General features: G+C 42.6%; 21 protein-coding genes and 1 pseudogene. 10 read left to right on the top strand and 12 right to left on the bottom strand.

Annotated elements, in window-relative coordinates; genetic code table 11:
• Positions 1-60: 60 nt before the first annotated feature.
• The gene (locus BT_RS06275; RefSeq protein WP_008763402.1) at positions 61-1,110 is read left to right on the top strand and encodes a leucine-rich repeat domain-containing protein; all 1,050 of its coding nucleotides are present in this window, start codon (positions 61-63) and stop codon (positions 1,108-1,110) included.
• Between the two features lie 1,131 nt (positions 1,111-2,241).
• Here BT_RS06275 and BT_RS06280 read toward each other — a convergent pair.
• Positions 2,242-3,861 (bottom strand): ABC-F family ATP-binding cassette domain-containing protein, encoded by a 1,620-nt coding sequence (locus BT_RS06280; protein WP_008763401.1) that lies wholly within the window; start codon positions 3,859-3,861, stop codon positions 2,242-2,244.
• Between the two features lie 203 nt (positions 3,862-4,064).
• On the opposite strand from BT_RS06280, the gene BT_RS06285 reads away from it, so the two are divergent.
• On the top strand, positions 4,065-4,646 hold the full coding sequence (locus BT_RS06285; RefSeq protein ID WP_011107672.1) for a nucleotide exchange factor GrpE: 582 nt from the start codon (positions 4,065-4,067) through the stop codon (positions 4,644-4,646).
• 27 nt (positions 4,647-4,673) lie between these two features.
• Positions 4,674-5,864: a molecular chaperone DnaJ gene (dnaJ, locus tag BT_RS06290; protein ID WP_008763399.1), complete on the top strand. Its 1,191-nt coding sequence runs from the start codon at positions 4,674-4,676 to the stop codon at positions 5,862-5,864.
• Positions 5,865-6,087: 223 nt separating this feature from the next.
• Here dnaJ and BT_RS24550 read toward each other — a convergent pair whose 3' ends face one another.
• The 7 genes from BT_RS24550 to BT_RS06320 form a co-directional block, all read right to left on the bottom strand.
• Positions 6,088-6,513, bottom strand: coding sequence for a transposase (locus BT_RS24550; RefSeq protein ID WP_011107673.1), 426 nt, complete (start codon positions 6,511-6,513; stop codon positions 6,088-6,090).
• Entirely contained in the window at positions 6,404-7,084 is a 681-nt protein-coding gene (locus tag BT_RS06295) for an IS110 family transposase (protein ID WP_011107674.1), read from the bottom strand. Before BT_RS06295 ends, BT_RS24550 begins: the two co-directional genes overlap by 110 nt.
• A 247-nt stretch (positions 7,085-7,331) precedes the next feature.
• A complete protein-coding gene (locus BT_RS06300) occupies positions 7,332-9,923 on the bottom strand; it encodes a hypothetical protein (RefSeq protein ID WP_011107675.1) in 2,592 nt (863 codons plus the stop codon).
• Positions 9,924-10,055: 132 nt separating this feature from the next.
• Entirely contained in the window at positions 10,056-11,660 is a 1,605-nt protein-coding gene (locus BT_RS06305) for an MFS transporter (RefSeq protein ID WP_022471470.1), read from the bottom strand.
• Positions 11,657-12,724: an HlyD family secretion protein gene (locus BT_RS06310; RefSeq protein WP_022471471.1), complete on the bottom strand. Its 1,068-nt coding sequence runs from the start codon at positions 12,722-12,724 to the stop codon at positions 11,657-11,659. The genes BT_RS06305 and BT_RS06310 overlap by 4 nt, the downstream gene beginning before the upstream one ends.
• Before the next feature lie 12 nt (positions 12,725-12,736).
• Entirely contained in the window at positions 12,737-14,056 is a 1,320-nt protein-coding gene (locus BT_RS06315; RefSeq protein ID WP_008765009.1) for a TolC family protein, read from the bottom strand.
• On the bottom strand, positions 14,037-14,477 hold the full coding sequence (locus BT_RS06320; RefSeq protein ID WP_032840730.1) for a MarR family winged helix-turn-helix transcriptional regulator: 441 nt from the start codon (positions 14,475-14,477) through the stop codon (positions 14,037-14,039). Before BT_RS06320 ends, BT_RS06315 begins: the two co-directional genes overlap by 20 nt.
• Positions 14,478-14,680: 203 nt before the next feature.
• Here BT_RS06320 and BT_RS06325 point away from each other — a divergent pair, with 203 nt between their 5' ends.
• Genes BT_RS06325 through creD form a run of 3 tightly spaced genes read left to right on the top strand, consistent with a single transcriptional unit; the run spans position 14,681 to position 16,957 of the window.
• Complete coding sequence (locus tag BT_RS06325; protein ID WP_162303162.1) at positions 14,681-15,280, top strand: hypothetical protein; 600 nt, start codon at positions 14,681-14,683, stop codon at positions 15,278-15,280.
• On the top strand, positions 15,281-15,577 hold the full coding sequence (locus BT_RS06330) for a winged helix-turn-helix domain-containing protein (protein WP_008763041.1): 297 nt from the start codon (positions 15,281-15,283) through the stop codon (positions 15,575-15,577). It begins immediately after the preceding gene.
• A gap of 24 nt (positions 15,578-15,601) precedes the next feature.
• Positions 15,602-16,957: a cell envelope integrity protein CreD gene (creD, locus tag BT_RS06335; RefSeq protein WP_011107678.1), complete on the top strand. Its 1,356-nt coding sequence runs from the start codon at positions 15,602-15,604 to the stop codon at positions 16,955-16,957.
• Between the two features lie 124 nt (positions 16,958-17,081).
• Here creD and BT_RS06340 read toward each other — a convergent pair whose 3' ends face one another.
• Entirely contained in the window at positions 17,082-17,666 is a 585-nt protein-coding gene (locus BT_RS06340; protein WP_008765005.1) for a hypothetical protein, read from the bottom strand.
• Positions 17,666-17,947: a DUF2089 family protein gene (locus BT_RS06345; protein ID WP_008763038.1), complete on the bottom strand. Its 282-nt coding sequence runs from the start codon at positions 17,945-17,947 to the stop codon at positions 17,666-17,668. Before BT_RS06345 ends, BT_RS06340 begins: the two co-directional genes overlap by 1 nt.
• A 204-nt stretch (positions 17,948-18,151) precedes the next feature.
• On the opposite strand from BT_RS06345, the gene BT_RS06350 reads away from it, so the two are divergent.
• Entirely contained in the window at positions 18,152-18,619 is a 468-nt protein-coding gene (locus tag BT_RS06350; RefSeq protein ID WP_011107679.1) for a macro domain-containing protein, read from the top strand.
• Positions 18,620-19,156: 537 nt separating this feature from the next.
• Here the strand turns inward: BT_RS06350 and BT_RS06355 are convergent.
• Positions 19,157-19,600 (bottom strand): GNAT family N-acetyltransferase, encoded by a 444-nt coding sequence (locus tag BT_RS06355; protein WP_008765003.1) that lies wholly within the window; start codon positions 19,598-19,600, stop codon positions 19,157-19,159.
• A 252-nt stretch (positions 19,601-19,852) separates the two neighbouring features.
• Here BT_RS06355 and BT_RS06360 point away from each other — a divergent pair, with 252 nt between their 5' ends.
• Both BT_RS06360 and BT_RS06365 read left to right on the top strand, forming a co-directional pair.
• A complete protein-coding gene (locus BT_RS06360) occupies positions 19,853-20,833 on the top strand; it encodes a linear amide C-N hydrolase (RefSeq protein ID WP_008763035.1) in 981 nt (326 codons plus the stop codon).
• A 298-nt stretch (positions 20,834-21,131) separates the two neighbouring features.
• A pseudogene (locus tag BT_RS06365) lies at positions 21,132-23,365 on the top strand (DPP IV N-terminal domain-containing protein).
• Positions 23,366-23,410: 45 nt separating this feature from the next.
• On the opposite strand, the gene BT_RS06370 reads toward BT_RS06365, so the two are convergent.
• Complete coding sequence (locus BT_RS06370) at positions 23,411-23,758, bottom strand: winged helix-turn-helix transcriptional regulator (protein ID WP_008763033.1); 348 nt, start codon at positions 23,756-23,758, stop codon at positions 23,411-23,413.
• A 167-nt stretch (positions 23,759-23,925) separates the two neighbouring features.
• Between BT_RS06370 and BT_RS06375 the strand changes: the two genes are divergently transcribed.
• Positions 23,926-24,453 carry a DJ-1/PfpI family protein gene (locus BT_RS06375; protein ID WP_008765001.1) on the top strand — a complete coding sequence of 176 codons (528 nt, stop codon included), beginning with the start codon at positions 23,926-23,928 and terminating at the stop codon, positions 24,451-24,453.
• The last annotated feature ends 71 nt before the right edge of the window (positions 24,454-24,524 follow it).

The following is a 24,524-nucleotide window of genomic DNA, read 5'->3' on the forward strand; positions in this document are numbered from 1 at the left end:
TAAAAAAACATCGTGTCTTACCTATTTTTCCTATATTTGTCTGAACAAATCTGCATAATTATGAAAATAAGACAACTACTGATAAGTTTTTTATTGGCTGCCAGTACTTTGGGAGCAACCGCACAAGTAAGCAAAACGTATTATGTCAGCAAGCCCGGCACATTGATCTCGATGATGACGGAAGAAGAAGCCAACAGCATCACCCACCTGACACTGACAGGAAAACTGAACGCAGAAGACTTCAGACATCTCCGCGACGAGTTTCCCAGCCTGAAAGTGCTTGATATCTCCAATGCCGAAATCAAGATGTACAGCGGAAAAGCCGGCACATATCCTAACGGAAAGTTCTACATCTATATGGCCAATTTCGTCCCTGCCTACGCTTTCTCGAATGTGGTGAACGGAGTGACCAAAGGTAAACAGACGCTGGAGAAAGTGATCCTTTCCGAAAAGATAAAGAATATCGAAGATGCAGCCTTCAAAGGATGTGACAACCTGAAAATCTGTCAGATACGCAAGAAGACAGCTCCTAATCTGCTGCCGGAAGCTCTGGCGGACAGTGTGACCGCCATCTTCATCCCGCTGGGCAGCAGTGATGCCTACCGTTTTAAGAACAGATGGGAGCACTTTGCATTTATAGAAGGTGAACCGCTGGAAACCACCATACAGGTAGGCGCAATGGGCAAACTGGAAGACGAGATTATGAAAGCTGGTCTGCAACCCAGGGACATCAACTTCCTGACCATCGAAGGGAAACTGGATAACGCCGACTTCAAACTAATCCGCGACTATATGCCGAATCTCGTATCTCTGGATATTTCTAAAACAAATGCGACGACTATCCCCGACTTCACTTTCGCACAAAAGAAGTATCTCCTGAAGATCAAACTGCCACATAACCTCAAGACCATCGGTCAACGGGTATTCAGCAACTGCGGACGGCTTGCCGGAACACTTGAGCTGCCTGCGAGCGTGACGGCTATCGAGTTCGGAGCGTTCATGGGATGCGATAATCTGCGCTATGTGCTTGCTACAGGTGATAAGATTACAACGCTGGGCGATGAACTCTTCGGAAACGGGGTGCCGAGCAAGTTGATTTATAAGAAATAAAAAAAGTATAATCCACATTGGACATTGATTTATGCTATGTAGAAGATACGAGGATAGATCGAAAATAAATTAGCTATTAGCATATTTCGATTAGCTATTAGCTAATTTGTTTTTGCTAATAGCTAATTTCGATTTGCTCATAGCGTATTTGAAAGAAAAGAATGACAAAACCGATCAATTATTTCACTTCGTCATTGGCATAGAGAGAAAAAGCTTCTCGTTTGTCACAACTTTCTTTTATTTCATAATTTCTCCCGATTTTCACAACTCTTTTTTCTTATGACAATCAAGGAAAAGTCACGAATTTCCTTCCTTTCAAAGTCCAATAAAGTCCAGAAAGTCCATATTAGATTTTTAGAATACACAATCTGCGATATAACTTACTATATTTCAAGCATTAACACCTTAATTTATTAAATAATAAACAGCGCTTCTAGAGAAGTTTAATTCCTCTCCCGCAACACATGAATCTTTAGCCCCAAAAACTGTCTAAGCTTCTCCGAAAGATGCGAGATATGTCAGACGATTGCACGTTTTCGTGTCTTCGACAAAGCTTCTCACGCAGGTGTTGACCATTTTATTATGTTCAACGTAATATAGTAAAATGGCGAACGCTACTTCGATATACGTGCGACTGATATTGTCAAGAATAAATAAGAAGACTGTTCAACATCTTCCGGTTCGTCCGGCAACACACGTAACAATAAATAACAACAACTATTCATCCTATTCACGTTATTTTCTTATGATGGAGACACATTTTGAAGATGGTGGGAATCAGATTGCAGGTTTAGTCCGGGAAAATTTAAATATGCCCGCCAAGTCCTTCTCTGCTCATTTCTTCCTCGTTTTTAATCCAATTTCCGTTTTCTGAAAATCCTATAGTGGACTTTTGAACTTTACTGGACTTTGCTGGAGGAATTTTGGAACTTTCGATCTCTCCCTCAGCAACACATCTAAATAAACTTTATTTTACAAACAGTACAATACAAGTTTATATACTTCAATATACAAAAGGAAAGGGAAAAGCAATGTGACGACAGTCAACAAGCATTTCCCTTTATTTAACAGTAAGGTACTATTTATACTACCTTCTATACATTATTCAGTGTATCCGGCTGATACAACACGCTATTTATCACCGTACATCTTCGCCCTCAACTCCTTGATATGGTCCGAAGTGATATATTCGTCATATTCCATCATCTTGTCGATGATACCGTTCGGAGTCAGTTCGATAATGCGGTTGGCAACCGTCTGAATAAATTCGTGGTCATGCGAAGAGAAGAGGATATTTCCTTTGTATGTCTTCAGGTTGTTGTTGAAAGCCTGAATAGATTCCAGGTCCAAGTGATTGGTCGGAGTATCCAGAATCAGACAGTTCGCATTGCGGAGCTGCATACGTGCAATCATACAACGCATCTTTTCACCTCCGGAAAGTACGCTGACTTTCTTCAGTACCTCTTCGCCGGAGAACAGCATACGTCCGAGGAAGCCCTTCATGTACACTTCGTTACCTTCGCCGAACTGGCTCAGCCAGTCCACCAGGTTAAGGTCAGTGTTGAAGAAGTCCGTATTGTCCAGAGGCAGGTAAGCCGTTGTGATGGTTACTCCCCAGTTGAACTGTCCGGCATCCGGCTTCATGTTTCCGTTGATGATTTCGAAGAAAGCGGTCATCGCACGCGGGTTACGTGAAAGGAATACCACTTTGTCGCCCTTTTCGATGTTGAAGTTCACGTCGCTGAACAGCACTACGCCTTCTTCCGTCTTCTTGCTCAGTCCGGAAACTTCGAGGATCTGGTTGCCCGGCTCGCGTTCGGGAGTGAAGATGATGCCCGGATACTTGCGTGAAGAAGGTTTGATTTCTTCTACATTCAGTTTTTCCAGCATCTTCTTGCGGCTTGTGGTCTGCTTGCTCTTCGCTACGTTGGCACTGAAACGGCGGATAAATTCTTCCAGTTCTTTCTTCTTCTCCTCAGCCTTCGCCTTCTGGTTCTGCTGCTGACGGAGCGCCAGCTGACTAGATTCGTACCAGAAACTGTAGTTTCCGGCAAACATATTGATCTTTCCGTAGTCGATGTCTACGGTGTGCGTACATACGGAGTCGAGGAAGTGACGGTCGTGGCTTACCACCAGCACGGTGTGCTCGAAGTTGGAAAGGTATTCTTCCAGCCAGGTCACTGTTTCCATATCGAGGTCATTGGTAGGTTCGTCCAGAAGGAGGTTGTCGGGGTTGCCGTACAATGCTTGCGCAAGCATCACACGCACCTTTTCCTTACCGCTCAGCTCACCCATCAATGTATAATGCTTGTCTTCCTTGATGCCCAGACCGCTCAACAGCATGGCTGCGTCACTCTCAGCATTCCATCCGTCCAGCTCGGCAAATTTCTCTTCCAGTTCGGATACTTTCAGTCCGTCTTCGTCCGTGAAGTCTTCCTTGGCGTACAATACTTCACGCTGCTTCATAATGTCCCACAACACGGTGTGGCCCATCATTACGGTGTCCATTACCGTATAAGCATCCCATTTAAAGTGGTCCTGGCTCAACACCGACAGGCGTTCGCCCGGTCCCAGGGCAATCGTACCGGTCGTCGGGTCCAGATCTCCGTAGATTGTACGAAGGAAGGTGGATTTTCCCGCACCGTTCGCACCGATAATACCATAGCAGTTGCCACTTGTAAATTTCAGGTTCACGTCATTAAACAAGACTCTTTTACCAAACTGCACCGAAACGTTTGAAACTGTAATCATTTTCTATTATTTACTATTTTACCAGTTACTATATTATTATTTGAGCGTGCAAAGGTAGACATTTAAAATGAATTATGAGCTATCCGGAATGTGTCAATCTGGCATAAATGTATTACCTTTGCCACGTTTTTTGGCAAAACGGTCAGATTGGCAAAGTTTTTGCTTGGGAAATTGATATTATGAATAAAAAATAAAAATAAGATATGGATCCAAAAGAAAAAGAAAAGATGGCTGAAGAGCTGAATGTGGAAGAAACAAAGGATACGGCGGAAGAACAACCGCAAGACGATCAGGCAGAAGAGGCCGCTCCCCTGACTCATGAGGAGCAACTCGAAAAGGAGCTGGAAGATGCTCAGGCTGTCATCGAGGAGCAAAAGGACAAATATCTGCGCCTGTCCGCTGAGTTTGACAATTACCGCAAACGTACCATGAAGGAGAAGGCGGAACTGATTCTGAATGGTGGCGAAAAGAGCATCAGCAGCATTCTGCCGGTGATCGACGACTTTGAACGTGCCATCAAAACGATGGAAACTGCCAAAGACGTAAAAGCCGTGAAGGAAGGTGTCGAATTGATTTATAATAAGTTCATGGCTGTCATGGCACAGAATGGTGTGAAGGTCATCGAAACGAAAGACCAGCCGCTGGATACCGATTATCACGAAGCCATTGCCGTCATCCCTGCCCCGTCGGAAGAGCAGAAAGGTAAGATTCTGGACTGCGTACAGACGGGATATACGCTGAATGACAAGGTGATTCGTCACGCGAAAGTAGTAGTTGGGGAGTAAATACAAAAGTTAGTTTAGTTAAGAAGCATGGCAGAAAAAAGAGACTATTATGAAGTGCTGGAGGTGACAAAAACCGCCACAGTAGAAGAGATTAAAAAAGCCTACCGCAAAAAAGCGATCCAATATCACCCCGACAAAAATCCGGGTGACAAGGAAGCGGAAGAGAAATTCAAGGAGGCTGCCGAAGCGTATGACGTGTTGAGCAATCCGGACAAGCGTTCGCGTTACGACCAGTTCGGTCATGCGGGAGTAAGCGGTGCGGCGGGCAACGGAGGTCCGTTCGGTGGTTTCGGTGGCGAAGGAATGTCTATGGATGATATCTTCTCCATGTTCGGTGACATCTTCGGAGGTCGCGGCGGTGGTTTCAGCGGCGGCTTCGGAGGGTTCAGCGGTTTCGGTGGCGGTGGCGGTGGTTCACAGCAACGTCGCTATCGGGGCAGTGATCTACGTGTCAAGGTAAAGATGACTTTGAAAGAAATCTCGACAGGAGTAGAAAAGAAATTCAAACTGAAAAAATATGTGCCGTGTAATCACTGTCATGGCACGGGGGCCGAAGGCGACGGCGGTTCGGAGACTTGTCCGACCTGTAAAGGTAGCGGTTCGGTGATCCGTAACCAGCAGACGATTTTGGGTACGATGCAGACCCGCACCACTTGTCCTACTTGTAACGGTGAAGGTAAGATCATCAAGAACAAGTGTAAAGAGTGTGGCGGCGACGGTATCGTATATGGCGAAGAGGTAGTGACGGTGAAGATTCCTGCCGGAGTGGCAGAAGGTATGCAGCTCTCAATGGGCGGCAAGGGTAATGCCGGAAAGCATAATGGTGTGCCGGGCGACTTGCTGATTCTCGTAGAGGAAGAACCGCATCCGGACTTAATCCGCGACGAGAATGATCTGATCTATAACTTGCTGCTGAGTTTCCCGACTGCTGCACTGGGCGGTGCCGTGGAGATTCCGACAATCGACGGAAAAGTGAAAGTGAAGATCGACTCGGGTACTCAACCGGGAAAAGTGCTGCGTCTGCGCGGCAAAGGTCTGCCGAATGTCAATGGTTACGGTACGGGAGATTTGCTGGTTAATATCAGCATTTATGTGCCGGAAGCATTGAACAAGGAGGAAAAGAGCACGCTGGAAAAGATGGAGGCTTCGGACAACTTCAAGCCGAGTACGTCGGTGAAGGAGAAGATCTTCAAGAAGTTCAAGAGCTTCTTTGACTAGCTTTCTTTGGCTGGGTCTGTTTTTAAGATCATAGTCATTCACACAGAGATATAATAAAGAGTGTGAATTCTAAGTCCTCTCCAAACAATATCTATAAAATCTTACCCAAGTTTACGAACATTAACGTATCCTTGGGTAAGTTTGTATATAGACATACCTACTCTTCAGAAGTGTATAGCTACTTCCTAAACCTAAGATATTTTCGAAGTTAAGGACCTTTTTATTATACGGCTAATGTTACAAATGGAGTCTGCCTTCGTATCACAGCAAAAGACCTTGCTATGATTTTGGCTCTTACAGCATTGATTACAGATGCTTTATGTTTCCCCTCTGCTATTTTCCTTTTATAGTATGCTTTCATCTGCGGATCCCAAGAGATGGCAGTAATAGCTGCCCGGGTAAGGTATACTTTTACTTCTTTGTTAGCCAATGAAGAAGTCTGCGTTTTTCCCCGTATGGAAATACCTGAAGTATGTTCAAATGGGGCGACCCCACAATAGCAGGCAAATTTCCTCGGGTTGTCAAATCTTTGAAAATTGTCAGTAACACACAGTAATACAATGGCATTGATAATTCCTATTCCTTTTATACTTCTTAATAGCAAGTAGTTTGTGTAAAGCGATGTACTGGCGGCTATTAGTTGCTCCATATCTCTTTCCACTCCAGGGGATTCTTTCTTTTATCGACTTGAGCTGCTCTTCCAAAAAAGAAATGGATTCTGTCACATCAGCCAACTTAGCCATCCAGGAGAATGTTTCCAATAACTTTATGCTTGATACTTTTTGCTTGACCAAATTGTCACGTATAATAATCCATCCCCGCAGTCTCACCAAGTCTTTGTCAGGCAATTTGTATAACTCCAGTTTTCGATAGTGTAATACCGCATAGTTCGCTATTCTTTTGGCGTCAATGCGGTCATTTTTGCCTCGTTGCAAGCCTATGGACTTCTTGATGGTCAACGGGCAAACCAAAGCCAGGGAAAATCCCATGGAGACACTGGAAACAGATAACTCTGTGACATAACTTCCCATGTTTTCAGCACAGAACAAGAGTTTGGATAAAGAGAGATGATAACCAGCTATCCAATCCAATAAAGATTGGATCCCAGTTGGAGTGTTATCAAAAGACTTGTGAGACAACTCTTTTTCGTCTGCGGACATTAATGATGCATCGAAAGTTTTTTTTCCTACATCAAGACCTACAAAATGAGAATAATTCATAACTTTGTATTTACAGTATTAAACATGAAGGAGAAACAGCTAATACATTTATTAGGTCGTGAGCCTACAATTCTAACTGGCTAGGTTCTCCTATTAAGAGAGTTGCAGTCTGATTCAGCCTATAGTCATTTAAGACTAGTGTCAAAGTTAGTTCACTGCAACTCTACTTTTCAAATATACACTTATATTTTGTTGTGATATTTAATACTGCAAATGTAAATGTATCAAAACACCCTCTTTTTTTATATCACTCGTTAAACATGCCAATAGCCCCATCCGCAGAAATCATTTCAGCCGTTATTTTTAACCTGCGGCAACGACTGTTGTTATAGAACCTCACCTGAGCATTCCCTGCTTCATCCGGCATCACTTCCGGGTTCCAGTATAATGTGCGGCGATAGTCCTCTTCTTTGGGAAGAACAGAATAATCGGGATGATAAAACTCTACAGGTTCGCTATAGCCATCCAACCAAGTTTTTCTGACTCCCCTGCCTCCTTTTACGGGAATCTCTCCTTCCGGATAGGTTTCAATAAAAACAGCACAACCATATATTTCATCTACATCCATCGGAGACATACGGATGTCAGCATAACGACATCTTGCCGATAACTCCTCGTTGATATAAATAGACTTGATAGCCACCAGGCGAAGTGTCCGGTATCGGGTCTGATCTATTTCAGTAGCCTCCGTTCGTTTATAGTTTATCACATACAAGGGAGAGCGACCTTTGTACTGCAACCATTCCTCACCACCACTATACCTGCGTATGAAATTGGGATTCATACGGACAAGTAGCTCGTGGATATCTTCACCGATATAACCTCCCTTATCCAAAATATCATCCATCTCCGAAGGTACATCGTAGTAAGCAACCGACTTCGAACGATTTTCATAAATATCCTTCTCACGACTCCATTTCTTAGCCTTCACCACCACTTCACCCAAACGGTGATTTTTCTCTCTCATACCCCGTTTTGACAGAGAATCTTCATAAGCATCCATAAAACGATTATAATCGATATCATCACCAATCACAGTATCTGTCTGTAGTTCCTGTTCTGCTCCCGGTTTATCTCTGCCGGACAGGCTTATCTGCATTTCTCCCAGCGGATATTGTGTAGGTTGAGGGCTGAAGACTCTGTCTAATACAATCCGGTGGTCTTTCCGCTTACCTTTCTCCATCACAGAAAGAATCAGATTCCACTTGCCAATAATATCGGTAATAAAAGCAAAACGTCCCACACTGTCTGTTTCAAACAGGTTAAGAGAAAGCGCTCCCGGCGAAGTTTCCTCATCTCCCCGCTTCGCCAGAAAAGAAGAGACTTGTATATTTGGTTTAGGCTTACCTCTAACAAATGAAACAACTTGTCCATGCACTTCAATCCCTTGTTCGGGCATGTACTTCAATTCAAACGGTTCCACCCCCGACTCGTATTTCCATGCATAACGCCGCCATCCCTGCACCAACAACAAGTGATCCAAAGCTGTTCTGTGCTCTTTATCATCCGCTTCGAAATAATAGAGCGGACGATGAACGTAGCCTTTAATCTCAGACATTAACAATAAGTCCGCTAACATAGAATGCCGGCTTTCCACTTCTTCCCATCCGTCACGCACAGATACTGATATCGGAGCGGACACAGGCTTACCCGCCGTGTCACGTACTGAAAAGTCCAATAAGACACGATCAAACGGCTGATAATCCTCTTTGTTTTTCCGGACACTGATTGTCAATGGCTCCGGTTTTCTCATAAAGATAAGGCGGTCGGCAATAATCTGTCCTGCTGTATCAAACAATACGATCTGTGCCACCCCTGCCTTCCATTCCGTCTTGTCAAGTTTGAAAGAGACAGGTGTATTTTTCCGGATGTTCAACAGACAATAATTAAGCAGTTTCCCATGACCAAGCACAGCTAAGCCTAAGACAGACTCCGGTGTATGCGGATTCTTTTGTACACTGACTGCTATACTGTCTTCCGAAGAAAGATTATCAACTTGCAAGACATATCCCTGCAACCGGGCTTCCGGCAAATCAAAACGGTACTTTTTGCCATTCAACTCCACCTCAGCCTTATGATTCTCTCCGTTCGTAGGAGTATACACAAAGGTGCCACGTCCTTCGTGTACAGTGGCAAAGGAGGCGATTTCTTTCTTTTCCCGGTTGATAACCGTTCCGGACAGTGCGATCGGATTTCCATAGGCATCCGTTGCCTCAAAAGCAACGCGGGAAGGAATGCCTTCGACCAAATTTCCTCCTTCAGGAAAAAACTTCAGATTGACTTTTTTCTCCTTAGCCGTTTTTTTCCGTACCTGCGGATATTTATAAACAGCATATCTCTGTATGTTCTTTTCTTTAAAATCACCAGCTGCCCGTGGCTTATCAAATACCGGAAGAACCCGGGAGAAAATAACCTCCTCTCCAAAGTTCAACATATATTTCGTGTAAGCACGAACCTCATAAAAACCGGAATAAAAAGGTAATTGTGTTAATTCGAAACTACCGTGGCAACGGCCGTTCCTAACAGGCAATACACGTTTCGCTATGACTTCCCCACCCGGATTCAACAATTCGACATAAAGGGTTTTACTCAAATCCGACGGGCGGTTCAGTTCAGATGTCACAACATAACACTGAAACCAAACAGGGTCTCCCTGATAATAACTGGTATTGTCGAAATGTAAATAGACTTTTTCCTGTGGCAGCATTTCTCCAAAATTCTGCACTGCTTCAATATAGCCCGATAATTTACGAACGATACTGTCCGGCATCTGGGCTTGCAAAGAAAATGGCAGTGCCGACAAGAGGAATAGTAAGACGAGGATAGCCCTGTTCATCATAATTCATCTATTTCAAATTCGTGTTTAAGATTAGATCTGTCCTACTCCGGAGAGAATCTGTTCTCCAGTGATTACCAGCCAAATATAGGAAAAAGAATTGAAAAATTGGGATGATTTACTCATTTTTATATGCTATACCATATCATCTCCCGTCTTGGCAAATGTAACACGAATCGTCTTATGAAACGGAATGAAACGCGAGATAACAGCTATTATGACCGATATCACCAACAGATAACCTAATATTTCTTTCAGTGCAAGCAACAGACTCTGCTCCTGCAAAGTTCCATAAAGAGAATGGGTAGCTATCTGTACCGCTTCATCATATCTATGTCCTTGTGCAAGCGCATTATTCAGAGATTGAGTATAACGGGACGCAGCCAGCGGGTCGGCAGTCGTGATAGTCTCCGACAAAGAATATATATATTTCTGTTGCAGACGATACAGCATATTGCTGTAAAAAGAAGTAGCCATGATAGGTGCCAGTACCGAACGGAAGATTATCAGAAAGAAAGCATTCGACAACAAAAACTTCGGGTTCAAATCTTCTACGGCAAACAAGGCAAAGGCTATAATCAAAGTCAACATACCCAATCCGCGAAAAAAGATGGGCAGATATAACATTTCATACGTACTGTTCGGCGCAATGCCAAAATAAAGAACACCAAAGAAAATAACAAAACAACTCATTCCGCCCGCTATCAGAAACCGGAAACGCCAACGCTGCCAACGAAACCACCAGAAACAGATAAAAGCTCCGATTACATACCCCGGGAGCAAAAAGATATAAAGAGAATAGGTATGCGTGCTGTCTACTTTCAGGATGATGCTCAGGTAATTGGTCAATAATGTGGTGGATGTACTGAAAAACATAACAAGCATCATATAGAAATATCCGATGATTGCTTTAGGCTGAAACAGAGGGGCAAGACTTACATAGGGATTCTTCGAATGGTGCTGAATCCAGATAAATAATGCGATCAGTATAGGAGAAATTACAATATAAGCACAAAGTTTGGCAGAAGCCATCCAATCCAGAACTTTCCCATAATTGATGACGTAAATCAGCATCAGCAGCCCTACCGAAATGATAAACATCTCCCGAATATGCAAATCGGATAACGGCACCGATTTAATCGGGCGGTTATGCCGGAAACAGATGATAACAAACAGAACAGAAACCAGAATCAAAAGCATCATGAAGTAATACATATACTTCCAGTTATAGTGATATGCCAATTGCGCAGTGACCAACATGGAAGCCTGTCCGCCCCCGTACACTAATGGATAAAAATAAGAATAGAACTCGCTGCGGATATTCTTCGCACTGAAAATCTTCTGTGCATAACGAATAAACCATAACATCAGAAAACCTTTCAGAAAGCCGATAGCAAAACTGCAGGCAATCAGAATATCGGCATTCTGCGAACGGGCGCAAATCCAACTCAAAAAGAACTGCAGGAGCAAGTCTATCAGCAAGAGAAACTTGACCGAAACGGCTGCCAGCACTTTAGGAATAATAGGATAAGCAATGGCCATGCCTGCCGAAGCCGCATAATATCCCATCGTTATATCTTCCGAATTGGTTCCAAGCGTATTCGATACTTCGAGCATGCTTCCGGTATACGAACCATTCAGCATGGTAACCGGAAGAATAACAATGAAAATGCAACAGAACCCCAACCAATCGGGCACCCAGGAACGAACGGGTACTCCCAACTCTTTCATTGTTATCATTTGCGCAAAGCTTCTGTTTCAACCATCATACCCGCTCTTAATTGTGCCATTTCTTCTGAAGAGATATTCTCCAGTTCTATCCGTACCGGGATACGCTGTTGTACTTTTACAAAGTTTCCCGCGGAATTGTCTGTGGGAACCAGAGAATATTTCGACCCGGTTGCCTCCGAGATAGCAGTGACTTCCCCGTTAAAAATCTTCCCGGGCAACGCATCTACTTTAACACGTACCTGCTGACCAATATAGATATTGGCAATCTGTGTTTCCTTATAATTAGCAGTAATCCATTTATCCTTGTTGCGTACCAGATAAGAGATGGTTTGCCCCGTCTGGACATACTGTCCGGGTTCTAAGGTGCGCCTGCCCATATATCCATCGTATGGAGCAGTGAGTACCGTATAAGACAAGTTCAATTTAGCCAAATCCAAATCCGCTTCTTTACGCAAGATACCGGCTTGAACTCCGGTTGTCTTTTTACTCGTTTCCGCATATTGCGACAAAGCAGCCTGTTTTTGTGCGACTAATGCCTGATAGCGTGCCTCAGCTGCTTCATACGCGGCTTTGGTCTGCTCGTACTGTTGTTCCGGCACCGATTCTTCTTTCAGCAAACGTTCAAAGCGATGATAGTCCTGTTCCAATTGCCAGAGCTTCGCCTTCGCTTCGGCTATATTGGCATCCTGCACGGCTATATTAGTATGGGAAGTTTCGATACCTGAGTGAAGAACATCCTGCAAACCGTGCGCATCCAGCAGAGCTGCTTCGGCTTCCTTCACTTTAATTTGATATTCACGGTTATCGAGCACTAACAAGGTATCTCCCTGACGCACATATTGATGTTCCTTGAAACGGATATCCTTGATATATCCCGAAGCACGTATATTTAACGGAGCAACGTATTGGTCTACAAAAGCATCATTGGTCACTTCGTAGTTAATGTAACGCCAAAAATAAGTAATAGTCCACCAGAGCCCGGAGACAGCCAAACATACACACACCATATTTAATATGATGTTGCGAGCTCTCATTTTTTTAAGTTTCCGTTTTTTTTCCTTTAATGTTGCCATAACCCTAATATATTATAGACGACCACAAGCCTTCTGAAGTTGATAATAAGTATAAATCACACGAGTGCGGGCAGTGACCAGCTGCAACTCTACATTCAAACGGACAGAGTTGGCATCCAGCAAGTCAGTCAGAATAGCCAACTGATTCAGATAACGGTTCTGCATAATACGATAGTTCTCCTGCGCCTGCCGGACAGACAACTGTAAGGCTTCTACCCGTTGCAAAGCTTCCTGATGCCGCAGAAAAGCAGTGCGCACATCCATACGGATTCTCTGCATCTTCTGCTCTTCATCATTCTTACGCAAAGACACCATCAGTTTGCTTTCCTTTATTTTATGACTGTTTTTGTAGATTGAGGATAAAGGATAAGAAACCGACAGTCCTACATTCCAGTTATTGTTGTACATATCCGTCAATGTACGCGAAACAGGGCGTGCCAGTGTATTTGAGGCATACAGCGATATGCTGGGAAGAGACAACGACTGAGCCAACCGGATCTCGTTCCGGGCAAGTTCCGTTTGTTTTCTGAGCAATTTCATTGCCGGATCATTTGTGTAAGCAAGGGTGATATAGTCGTCATACGCTTCCAGAGCAACTGCCTGATGCAGTAGGGTCGTATCCGGTTTCAGTAACAGGTTCTCATCCTGTCCCAATAAAATATCCAGCTGCTGCGACACGAGTACGATGCTATTTTCCGTTTCCTGCAAAGACAAACGGTCGTTCGTCAACTGCATCTCGCTGCGCAATACATCATTATTCGTTATCACCCCCTCCTTTTTCATCCGGCGAATATCCCGCAGGCGTAATTCGGATTCCTCAATGTTCCGCATCAATATCTCATGCTGCTTGAAAAGGCTGAACAGATTCATGTATTGGTTCAGCAAACCAAGTTTGATTTCCGCCTGGTCTGTTAATGTCTGCAACTCGGCAACTTGTTTTTCCATCTCTGCCTTATGGATAGTCCTCCGAATCTTGCCACCTTGATACAGTGGTTGGGAAAAGTCGATGGCGTAATTCTGTGACCAGTCCGGAATATCCGGATATGTCGGGCCGGACAATCCCCGTTCCCAAACGACCGGCTGTCCCACAAAACCTCCTTTCAATCCCACTTGCAGATCGGGCAGTGATGATGTGCGTGCCGTCCGTGTCCGTTCTTGCGCCATGGCTTCTTTGAGCGCATCCGCCTGAAGCTGCAAACTATGCTGCACCCCCCGTTCGAAAAGCTGGTCTACGGAAAGAAATAAAGAATCCGTCTGCGCCTTTGCCGGCTGACCGGCGAACATCAGGCAGAGCGGCCCCATCAGATATACCCTATACGTTTTCAAGAACATCGTATACTCCCTTTAATTCCGATAACATGAGTTCAATGCTTTCTATGCCAATCACCTGTTCTGCGTATACATAAACCTGATCCAGTATGGGACGAATCTGTTCCTTAAACTCCTCTCCTTCCGGAGTCAGATAAACCTGTTTGTTGCGGCGGTCTGCCGGATCTTCCTTCCGGTGGACATACCCTTTCTTCTCCAGATTGTTCATCAGATTGGTCAGACATGCTTTGTCTTTTGCGATACGTTCAGCCAATATTTGCTGGCTAATGCCTTGTTCATGCCATAAACAGCTCAGTACCTGAAGCATTTCGAATGTGATACCTGCGTTGTTCTTTCTCAGTGTCCGCTGCATCGACCTACGAAAAGCCATGCGGGTACGGAAAACCTGTAGCATGAGTTCTCTAAACTCTGCTCCTTCTCTTATCATAAAAGTACTTTTTACCTTTTCCGGGCGCAAAGGTATGTATTTCTACCGAATTAGTCAAACGTTTGACTAATTTCATGTAAAACGACTCTATAAATTGTTCCATTCACCCACACTAATCTCTTATTTTCAAAATAAATGAGCAGAATCTTTGTTCATCTGAAATCTTTTATTTTACTTTGCATCACAAAGTACTTTTTTATATGAATAAAGATAAAGCATTAGAATCAGTAAATGAGATAAAAGAGTTGATGGAAAAGTCCTCCAAGTTTATCTCGATCAGTGGATTAGCGGCTATCATGGCCGGAGTTTACGCACTAGCGGGTACATACATCGCCACTTGCCTTGTTACCCCGGACACAACATTAATCACAGCCTTGAAGCTGATGATTATAGTGGCCATCCTTGTATTGGCAGCTGCCACCGTCACTGCCGGCATACTGTCTTACAACAAGTCCAAAAAGCTGCGACAAAAGTTTTTCAGCAAGCTGACCTATCGGGCATTATGGAATTTTTCACTTCCGATGCTGACCGGAGGCGCTTTATGTATTTCTCTGCTGCTGCATGGATATTATGACATTTTATCCTCGGTCATGCTTTTATTCTATGGACTGACTTTGGTCAATGTTTCTAAATTTACCTATGCCAATATAGCTTGGTTGGGATACGCTTTTATCTGTCTGGGAGTCATAGATAGTTTTTGGGAAGGCCACGCCTTACTGTTCTGGACGATAGGTTTCGGTGGATTTCATATCCTCTATGGAATACTGTTCTATTTACATTACGAAAGAAAGCAGTCATAAATGATAGAAGCATTTCAAAATATAAATAAGGCATTCGAGAGTAAGGTCCGGCTAGGAATTATGGCTGTTCTGATGGTCAATGAGGAAGCTGATTTCAATTTTCTGAAAGAACAACTCTCACTGACAGACGGCAATCTGGCCAGCCACACCCGTGCGCTGGAAGAACTCGGCTACATCGAATGCAGCAAAGGCTTTGTAGGACGAAAACCGCGAACTGTTTTCCGGGCCACAAAGCAAGGCAGAGAAGCCTTCAAATCTCATATTGAAGCCCTGGAGAATTTTCTAAAGTCAACATAATAATTCACTAAACACTATTATCTTATGGACGGTTTCAATGAAAAATCAACTGAGCAAGTGCAGGAACAACAACCGCTGGGATGCCTCCGCCGCTTCTCTAAAACAATCAAGGTCATCATTATCGGAGGATTAATCATTCTTCTGATGATACCGATGTTCATGATCGAAGATCTTATTTCCGAGCGGGGACGCACGCAGGAAGAAGCAATTAATGAAGTAAGCGAAAAATGGAGCCTTGCCCAAACCATTACCGGCCCCTATCTGAATATCCAGTATCCGGTAACGACAGAGAACAACGGGGAAAAGAAGGTATCAATCAAGGCCCTTTTCTTGTTTCCGGACGAACTTCTGGTCAATGGACAATTGAAAACCGAAATACTCAAAAGAAGTATTTATGAAGTGAACGTGTATCAGTCGGAACTGACTTTGAAAGGTTTATTCAGTCCCGAAGAGCTGATAAAAAGCAGGGTGGATATGGAACAACTGCAATTTGACAGAGCTGCCATCTGCCTGAACCTGACAGATATGCGGGGCATCAGTGAGCAGATCAGTATCACGCTGGGAGATTCAGTTTACGTCTTTGAACCGGGAATGGATAACAGAGGGATAGGCGCTACGGGAGTACACGCCATTACCGACTTATCCGATCTGAAGAAGAACAAGAAACTGCCTTATGAGATTAAAATCAAGCTGAAAGGTTCGCAGTCCATCAACTTTATCCCATTGGGTAAAACGACCCGTGTTGATTTGAAAGCCAACTGGAATACTCCAAGTTTTACAGGAAACTACTTGCCCAACAACCGCGAGATTACAGAAAAAGAATTCTCGGCACAATGGCAGGTACTGAATCTGAACCGCAACTATTCGCAGGTCCTGATGAATTACAACAATACCAATATCAAGGATATTGAGAACTCCAGTTTCGGCGTCAACTTCAAAATACCGGTAGAGCAGTATCAGCAGTCCATGCGTTCAGCCAAATATGCTATTCTGATTATTCTGCTGACGTTCGGTGTCATTTTCTTCACTGAAATCATGAATAAAACCCGTATTCATGCGTTACAGTATTTGCTGGTAGGTTTAGCACTCTGCCTGTTCTATAGTCTGCTGCTCTCCTTCTCCGAACATATCGGCTTTAATCCTGCTTATTTGTTATCTGCGGCACTGACTATTATATTAGTTGGCGGATATATGTTGGGAATCACCAAAAAGAAGAAACCGTCATTGATCATGTCCGGACTATTAAGTGTACTCTACCTTTATATCTTCGTTTTGATTCAACTGGAAACCTTTGCATTATTAGCAGGCAGTTTGGGACTATTTATCATTTTGGCAATGGTAATGTATTTCTCCAAGAAGATAGACTGGTTCAATGAGTAAAATTAATTATGGTGTAGTAATTACCATGATTGAAAATAGTGTCACTATCCGCTCGTTATAGTGACACTATCACAGAGACATAGTGACACTATCGTGACGGGATAGTGTCACTATATTTAAGCCGTTAATACAACCATCCTATCAGGAACCGGCACAAGACATCACCACCAATAATTCCTATAAGTGCGACTGTCCATAACTTCCATTGTTTCAAGTTACAAGACACTTTCAAGGCATTAAACATCCAAATCAAAGTAAGTATCAGAAACGGCAATCCCAACAGTGTAAGAATCATTGCCAGGATAAAATAAGGCTGTGCCAGCATTTCTTCGGGAGACATATTCATGTTCATTTGTGACATCATCCGCATGGCCGGCAACAGGCTGATCAGATTCATTCCAAGCAACGGCAGCTGAGCAAACAAAACAGTACCCAGTACATCTATCACACGAATGCGGGAATGAGACAGAAAAAGACCTCCCAGATAAAAGAGCAGTGCAGGAATCAGCCACACAATCAGATGTTCCGCCAGATAACACCACCAAGCCGGATTGGGGGCCGGTCCAAAATGAAGCAAACCATGATAATGATAACCCGATATCCAACACAATAAGGTAGATACTATTAAGCCCAGAAAGCCCCATATCAACGCTTGACCACCTGCAATCCGAATAAACGGATTCACTATTAATTTTACTTTGTTTTTCATCACATATCCATTTTAGTTAGTTTATCTATTATATCGTCCAACATATTTCGAACTGTAGGGTAGCTGACTCCTATGTTCTTCGCCATATCTTTCAAACTGCCGCTTGACTTTACAAAATCAAGAACAAATTGCTGCTCTTTCTCCGACAGGCGCGCCAGTAAAGGCAATTCAAAATTGCCACAAACTTCCGTATTGCATTCTTCACAAAACAACCGTCCTACTTTCAATGGAGCATCACAGGATGGACATTGCAATGGTAACCGTTTCTTTACTTCATTCATATCATCTTCATTTATGATGCAAAAGTAGAGATAAATTCGAATAAAAACAAACGATCACATCAATAATATTAATATAGAATTTAATTTTATTCATTATTGATTTAATTATAATCATTTTTATATTCATTCAAAGAAGAACTTTCCATTATTATTCACCATATCTCTGTTTTTTTCTATCTTTGCTTTGATTAAAAAGATAAAACGATGGAAATACTATATATAAAAGGAGATGCCACAGCACCGATTGGTTCAGGTGTCAAAGTGATTACTCATATTTGCAACGATATCGGAGGATGGGGAAAAGGGTTTGTACTGGCACTTTCTAAAAAATGGAAAATGCCGGAAGAAGCCTATCGCCAGTGGTACAAATCACAGGAAGAATTTACTTTGGGAGCTGTACAGTTTGTAAATGTTGAAAATAAGTTATATGTCGCCAATATGATAGGACAACATGGCATTTATAAAGACAGTAAAGGACTCCCTCCCATCCGTTATGACGCCGTCCGGCAATGTTTGAAGGAGGTAGCCCTGTTTACAATTGCCCACAAGGCAAGTGTACATATGCCCCGTATTGGCTGTGGACTGGCAGGTGGCAAGTGGGAACTTATGGAGCAAATCATAAAAGAAGAGCTTATCACCAAAGAAATAGCTGTAACCGTATATGATTTATAAATAAAATCAGAGCTATTTGGTGAATAACCCGCTTTTCTTATGAAACACTTGACAAACGGCTTTTAATGTTGTATCTTTGAGGAAAGAAAACTAAAAAAGAATGAGTTTTATTAAAAAAATAGATACATAACACACACATAAACTGATATCTCTTTATATCAGAGCAACCATGATATGGGGCAATAGTCGGATGATTATTGCCCCATTTTGTTTATATTTTCGCTTAATTCATTTTATATTTTCTTCCAAAACTCAAAAAATAGTTTTTAATAAACTCGAATACCGTTTCTAATAAACGTGCAAAAAGTTTATTAGAAACTGAAACTGCGTTTATTAACAACGGAAATAATAAATGTAAGAATAATAGACCTCTCTTTTCAGATGAAGAAACTATCAATATTACGGGCTCTTCTATTGATAATATAAACATACAGTTCTATTATTTCATCCACACAATCGGATAACCTAAATCTCTTTTGATAGCTTCCATACTCTTTCACCAACCGGTTTATATCCATCTCCATCACAAAGCAAATACTAAAATGTCTTTTTCAGATATACCATATCCACCAGTTGCTTGCCGTCTTCGTACATAGGATGGTCGTAATTGTCGGTAAAGAAATTCTTTAGCCGATGGGAAATGGTGAAGCCACAATGTTCGTAGAAAGAAAGCGTAGAAGGTACATCGCCTGTACCGACCAGCAATTCTGAGCATTTCCCCCGATAATGATCAAATAAAAATTGAATCAAGCGTTTTCCATATCCCTGCCGCTGGAAAAAAGAGATCGTAGCTATGTTCTTGATTTCATAAATTCCTTCCCCTTCACGGGTTACGACACAGCACGCTTTCAATCCGTTATCATACAAGACAAACATATCGCCACGTTCCAGATAGCGGTCGATCATACTCTCCTGTTCATCAGCCAAAAGCAACAGTTCCAAGAACTCTTTTTTATCCGAAATTACTTTTTTTATCTCCATATTTTAAAACTTTGAACCTTTCATCAGTATCTTGCAAAGGTATAAAAATTCACCTGATAAACAATTTCCCGAAAGTATATCTTGAAAAACCGGCTCAGCAATCTCGCACTATCAATACAAACGCTGAACTTTAAGGGCATATTCTTGTTAACTTGTCACTATCGTGACTGATAGTTCTGTGACAGAATTCCGAACAGGTTGCATCTCACAGATGAATAACCAATAATAAACCTATAACTAAAAATCGAAATTATGTGTACGAGAGTCGTTTATTCAGGAAGCAATGGTATGGTAGCAACCGGTCGTTCTATGGACTGGAAAACAGATATGCACAGCAACCTTTGGGTGTTTCCCAGAGGGATGAAACGGAACGGAGAAACCGGAGAGAACTCGCTGGAATGGACTTCCAGATACGGTAGCGTAGTGACTTCCGCTTTCGAGATCGCCAGTACGGACGGTATGAATGAGAAAGGATTGGTCGCCAATCTGCTTTGGTTGCCCGAAACCGAATACCCCGTAAGAGATAAGAATAAACCGGGACTTGCCATTACAGCCTGGGTGCAATATATGCTGGACAATTTTGCCACCGTAGAAGAAGCCGTAGCATACATTGACGAAGATACCTTTCAGGTCGTTTCGGATATGATGCCAGACGGTTCCCGGTTGGCTACTTTACATTTATCTATTTCGGATGCTACAGGTGACTGTGCCATTTTTGAATATATCGGTGGGAAACTCACGGTATATCATAGTAAGGAATACAAGGTTATGACCAACTCTCCTACTTACAACAAGCAACTGGCACTTAGCGAATACTGGAAATCGATAGGAGGACTGAGCTTTCTGCCCGGTACGAATCGCGCTGCCGACCGCTTTGCCAGAGCCAGCTTCTACATCAACGCATTGCCCGAGACCGATGATGAAAGAATAGCTGTTGCCAGTGTATTCAGTGTTGTACGCAATGCTTCTGTTCCTTACGGGATATCCACTCCCGAAAGTCCCGAGATTTCCACTACGCAATGGAGAACCGTTTCGGAGAGCAAGAACCTGAGATACTTTTTCGAATCAAGTCTGACTCCGAATACCTTTTGGGTAAATCTGAAAGATTTCGATTTATCGGAAGGGGCTCCGGTGTTCAAACTGTCTATTGCCAATGGAGAAATGTATCATGGAAATACAGCCAAGAATTTTAAAACAGCGTTGCCTTTCAAATTTATGGGCGTAAAGGGATAAATTGATAGCAGCTTGCTGCATCACATATATCAGAGAAGTATTTTCTCCACGTCTTCGGGAACATATACTGTTCCCGAAAACTCCTGAGCAGCTTCTTCCGTATAATACAACAAAATATTTCCGAATACTATTCACGCACCACACCACTGACTTCCATTTCAAGGAAGTAGTCATTCTCCAATTTAAAGGTGTACTAAAGAATCAAACAATCATCCAAATCAATAGAAAAATAATACAATGCACTTGTTTTCTCTTATTATTATCGTTTACTTTGTTGGCAAAAATTAATTAACGAGCCATGAAAAACCTACTATTAGCAGCCATGCTTTTCTGCACAAACATAGCCATCGCACAAGGTACTATAGAAGATTACCGTCGTGCTTACTCAGCAGGAGAAAAATTCAGTGCAAACAAAGTATCCTATTCCAATGTCAATCCGGAGTGGATTGGTAAAACGCATTATTTCTGGTATGTACGAAATACTCCCGACGGACGTATCTATGTATTAGTGGATGCCGACACTCAAAACAGAAAAGACTTGTTTGACCACAAACTCGTGGCAGCAGCTTTAAGTGAGGCATCGGGACGCAAAATAGAAGCCACTTCTCTTTATCTGGATCGTCTGTCTGTCAACAACGGACTGGATACGCTACATTTCGTTTTCAACAATCATCGCTGGATGTATGTCATCGACAAAAATCAGCTGACAGATGAAGGTGCTCTGCCCACTCCACGCAAACAACGCCACTGGATGGAAACAGATGATGAAAAGACGGCTGCTCCCGTCACCTCTCCTGACAAGAAATATACAGCATTCATTAAGAATCATAATATATATGTAAAAGAAACAGCTACCGGAAAAGAAAAACAGCTAAGTCTGGACGGTACTTTGGGAAATTATTACTCAGCCTATATCCGCTGGTCTCCCGACAGCAAAAAGTCGCTTCCTGCAAGATTCGTCCGGTAGAAAAACGCTATGTATATTATGTGGAATCCTCCCCAAGCGATCAGCTTCAACCCAAACTCCACAAACAAGAGTATGCCAAACCGGGCGATGAACTTCCGTTTAAGATACCCTGCATATACGATGTGGAAACAGGACACAGTGTGATTCCATCGACAGATTTATTCTCTCAACAATATTACATTACGGCCCCCGAATGGAACAGCGACAGTCAAGCCATCACTTTCGAATACAATCAGCGCGGACATCAGGTCTACCGGGTATTGGAATTTTCTGCCGCAACAGGAAAGGTACGCCCGTTAATAGAAGAGACAAGCGACAAATACGTTAATTATTCCCGTCGTTTCCGACATGATTTACAAAATGGAAAACGAATGATATGGATGAGTGAACGTGACAACTGGAATCACCTGTATATGTATGACCGTACTACAGCCCAGCCTATTCGTCAGATAACCAAAGGCGAATGGTACGTACGTGATATCCTCCGGGTAGATGAAACCAACCAACTTATTTATTTCTCGGCAAATGGCGTACAAGCTAAAGAAGATCCCTACCTGATCCGTTATTATCGTATCGGCTTCGACGGTAAGAATCTCACTTGTCTCACTCCGGCAGAAGGAATGCATAATGCATGGTTCTCAAAAGATATGCAATATTTAGTTGATGTATATTCTATGGTAGACAAAGCTCCTGTAGCCGTACTCCGGGATGCCAAAAACGGAAAAGTCATCATGCCACTTGAAACGGCTGATATCAGTCGTCTGGAAGCTGAAGGCTGGAAAGCTCCCGAAGTATTCACCGCCAAAGGTCGTGACGGAAAAACGGATATGTGGGGAATCATCATTCGTCCCAGCAATTTTGATCCTGACAAAAAATACCCCGTTTTGGAGTATATCTATCAAGGACCGGGTAATCAATACGTACCCAAAACCTTTATTCCTTATAACTACTTTATGAGTGGTATTGCCGAACTCGGTTTTATTGTTGTCATGGTAGATGGGATGGGAACTTCTTTCCGTTCACGCACTTTCGAAAACGTATGTTACAAGAATCTGAAAGATGCCGGATTGCCCGATCATATTGCCTGGATAAAATCCGCTGCCCAAAAGTACCCTTATATGGACATAGATCGTGTCGGAATTTATGGTTGTTCCGCAGGTGGACAGGAATCAATGACAGCAGTACTGTTTCATCCCGAATTTTATAAAGCAGCATATTCTGCCTGTGGCTGCCATGACAATCGTATGGATAAGATATGGTGGAATGAACAATGGCTGGGTTATCCGGTTGGTGAACAATATAAAGAAGGATCGAATGTTGAGAATGCTCACTTACTCAGTCGCCCGTTAATGCTGGTAGTAGGTGAAATGGATGATAACGTAGATCCGGCTTCTACCATGCAGGTAGCAAATGCGTTGATCAAAGCCAATAAAGATTTTGAGTTAGTGGTTATTCCCGGTGCTCACCACACTATGGGAGAAAGTTTCGGTGAACATAAACGCTACGACTTCTTCGTGCGCAATCTATTAAATACAACTCCGCCGAAATGGAATGAAATAAAATAGTGAATACTTTGTAGAACAGTATCCACTACTTTATTCATAATCCGGTCAGTTACTTTTTCTATGCTCCAGAATCGTATCCATATTTTCCAAAGCCCAGCCCACTAATCCTTCAATATGCGGAATCAAAGTTCCTCCTGTATCTGTCAGATAATACTCTACACGGGGAGGTACTTCCGCATATATTTTCCGTTCAATCAAACCGTCAGATTCGAGCGTACGAAGAGTAACAGTCAGCATCCGCTGTGAAATATCCTCTATCGTTTTATGAATATCGCTAAAACGCATCGTACCATTCGCATTCAAAGTTATCAGTACCAGCATCGACCATTTGTCTCCCAAGCGGCTTATGACATCTCTTACAGGGCAATTCCCTGTCGGGTGAAAGTTTTTCATCTTTTTAACGTTTTGTATTATACTGAGTTTCAACAATAGTTACTTCCATGTAACTACCTTATTCTGAGGTTCGTTCTTGTATTTTTCAATTAAGGTAGATACATTTGCATCACAAAAGTAATAAACTTACTAAAAATAACTATTGTTTCATTTAAATAATTATGATTATGGCAAAGAAAGTAGCAGTTTTAGCAGTGAATCCGGTAAATGGTTGTGGTTTATTCCAATACTTGGAAGCCTTTTTCGAAAATGGCATTTCCTATAAAGTATTTGCCGTATCGGATACGAAAGAGATCAAAACCAATTCAGGAATGGTCCTAATAGTAGATGATGTGATTGCTAATCTAAAAGGGCATGAAGACGAATTTGATGCACTTGTATTCTCCTGTGGAGATGCAGTACCTGTATTCCAGCAGTATGCAAACCAGCCATACAATGTGGACTTGATGGAAGTCATCAAGACTTTCGGAGAAAAAGGAAAGATGATGATCGGACACTGTGCCGGTGCAATGATGTTTGACTTTACAGGTATAACAAAAGGTAAAAAAGTCGCTGTCCATCCGCTGGCCAAACCTGCCATTCAAAACGGAATTGCCACGGATGAAAAATCTGAGATAGATGGCAACTTCTTTACTGCACAAGATGAGAATACGATCTGGACAATGTTGCCGAAAGTCATAGAAGCATTGAAATAATGCCGGAAGTATAGAAAGGAATAAATCCACACACAAAAAGAATTATTCATACAATTGAATAATAAACTCAT

This window comes from Bacteroides thetaiotaomicron VPI-5482 (genome assembly GCF_000011065.1).
GTDB lineage: Bacteria > Bacteroidota > Bacteroidia > Bacteroidales > Bacteroidaceae > Bacteroides > Bacteroides thetaiotaomicron.

Excerpts from the sequence above, each read along its gene's own strand:
- BT_RS06370 (WP_008763033.1), bottom strand. The coding sequence starts at position 23,758 with ATGAAAAACTTTCACCCGACAGGGAATTGCCCTGTAAGAGATGTCATA.
- creD (WP_011107678.1), top strand. The coding sequence starts at position 15,602 with ATGGACGGTTTCAATGAAAAATCAACTGAGCAAGTGCAGGAACAACAA.
- BT_RS24550 (WP_011107673.1), bottom strand. The coding sequence starts at position 6,513 with ATGGAGCAACTAATAGCCGCCAGTACATCGCTTTACACAAACTACTTG.
- BT_RS06300 (WP_011107675.1), bottom strand. The coding sequence starts at position 9,923 with ATGATGAACAGGGCTATCCTCGTCTTACTATTCCTCTTGTCGGCACTG.
- BT_RS06310 (WP_022471471.1), bottom strand. The coding sequence starts at position 12,724 with ATGGCAACATTAAAGGAAAAAAAACGGAAACTTAAAAAAATGAGAGCT.
- BT_RS06295 (WP_011107674.1), bottom strand. The coding sequence starts at position 7,084 with ATGAATTATTCTCATTTTGTAGGTCTTGATGTAGGAAAAAAAACTTTC.
- BT_RS06345 (WP_008763038.1), bottom strand. The coding sequence starts at position 17,947 with ATGAATGAAGTAAAGAAACGGTTACCATTGCAATGTCCATCCTGTGAT.
- BT_RS06325 (WP_162303162.1), top strand. The coding sequence starts at position 14,681 with ATGAATAAAGATAAAGCATTAGAATCAGTAAATGAGATAAAAGAGTTG.
- BT_RS06315 (WP_008765009.1), bottom strand. The coding sequence starts at position 14,056 with ATGTTCTTGAAAACGTATAGGGTATATCTGATGGGGCCGCTCTGCCTG.
- BT_RS06330 (WP_008763041.1), top strand. The coding sequence starts at position 15,281 with ATGATAGAAGCATTTCAAAATATAAATAAGGCATTCGAGAGTAAGGTC.
- BT_RS06275 (WP_008763402.1), top strand. The coding sequence starts at position 61 with ATGAAAATAAGACAACTACTGATAAGTTTTTTATTGGCTGCCAGTACT.
- dnaJ (WP_008763399.1), top strand. The coding sequence starts at position 4,674 with ATGGCAGAAAAAAGAGACTATTATGAAGTGCTGGAGGTGACAAAAACC.
- BT_RS06305 (WP_022471470.1), bottom strand. The coding sequence starts at position 11,660 with ATGATAACAATGAAAGAGTTGGGAGTACCCGTTCGTTCCTGGGTGCCC.
- BT_RS06340 (WP_008765005.1), bottom strand. The coding sequence starts at position 17,666 with ATGAAAAACAAAGTAAAATTAATAGTGAATCCGTTTATTCGGATTGCA.
- BT_RS06375 (WP_008765001.1), top strand. The coding sequence starts at position 23,926 with ATGGCAAAGAAAGTAGCAGTTTTAGCAGTGAATCCGGTAAATGGTTGT.
- BT_RS06350 (WP_011107679.1), top strand. The coding sequence starts at position 18,152 with ATGGAAATACTATATATAAAAGGAGATGCCACAGCACCGATTGGTTCA.
- BT_RS06285 (WP_011107672.1), top strand. The coding sequence starts at position 4,065 with ATGGATCCAAAAGAAAAAGAAAAGATGGCTGAAGAGCTGAATGTGGAA.
- BT_RS06280 (WP_008763401.1), bottom strand. The coding sequence starts at position 3,861 with ATGATTACAGTTTCAAACGTTTCGGTGCAGTTTGGTAAAAGAGTCTTG.
- BT_RS06355 (WP_008765003.1), bottom strand. The coding sequence starts at position 19,600 with ATGGAGATAAAAAAAGTAATTTCGGATAAAAAAGAGTTCTTGGAACTG.
- BT_RS06360 (WP_008763035.1), top strand. The coding sequence starts at position 19,853 with ATGTGTACGAGAGTCGTTTATTCAGGAAGCAATGGTATGGTAGCAACC.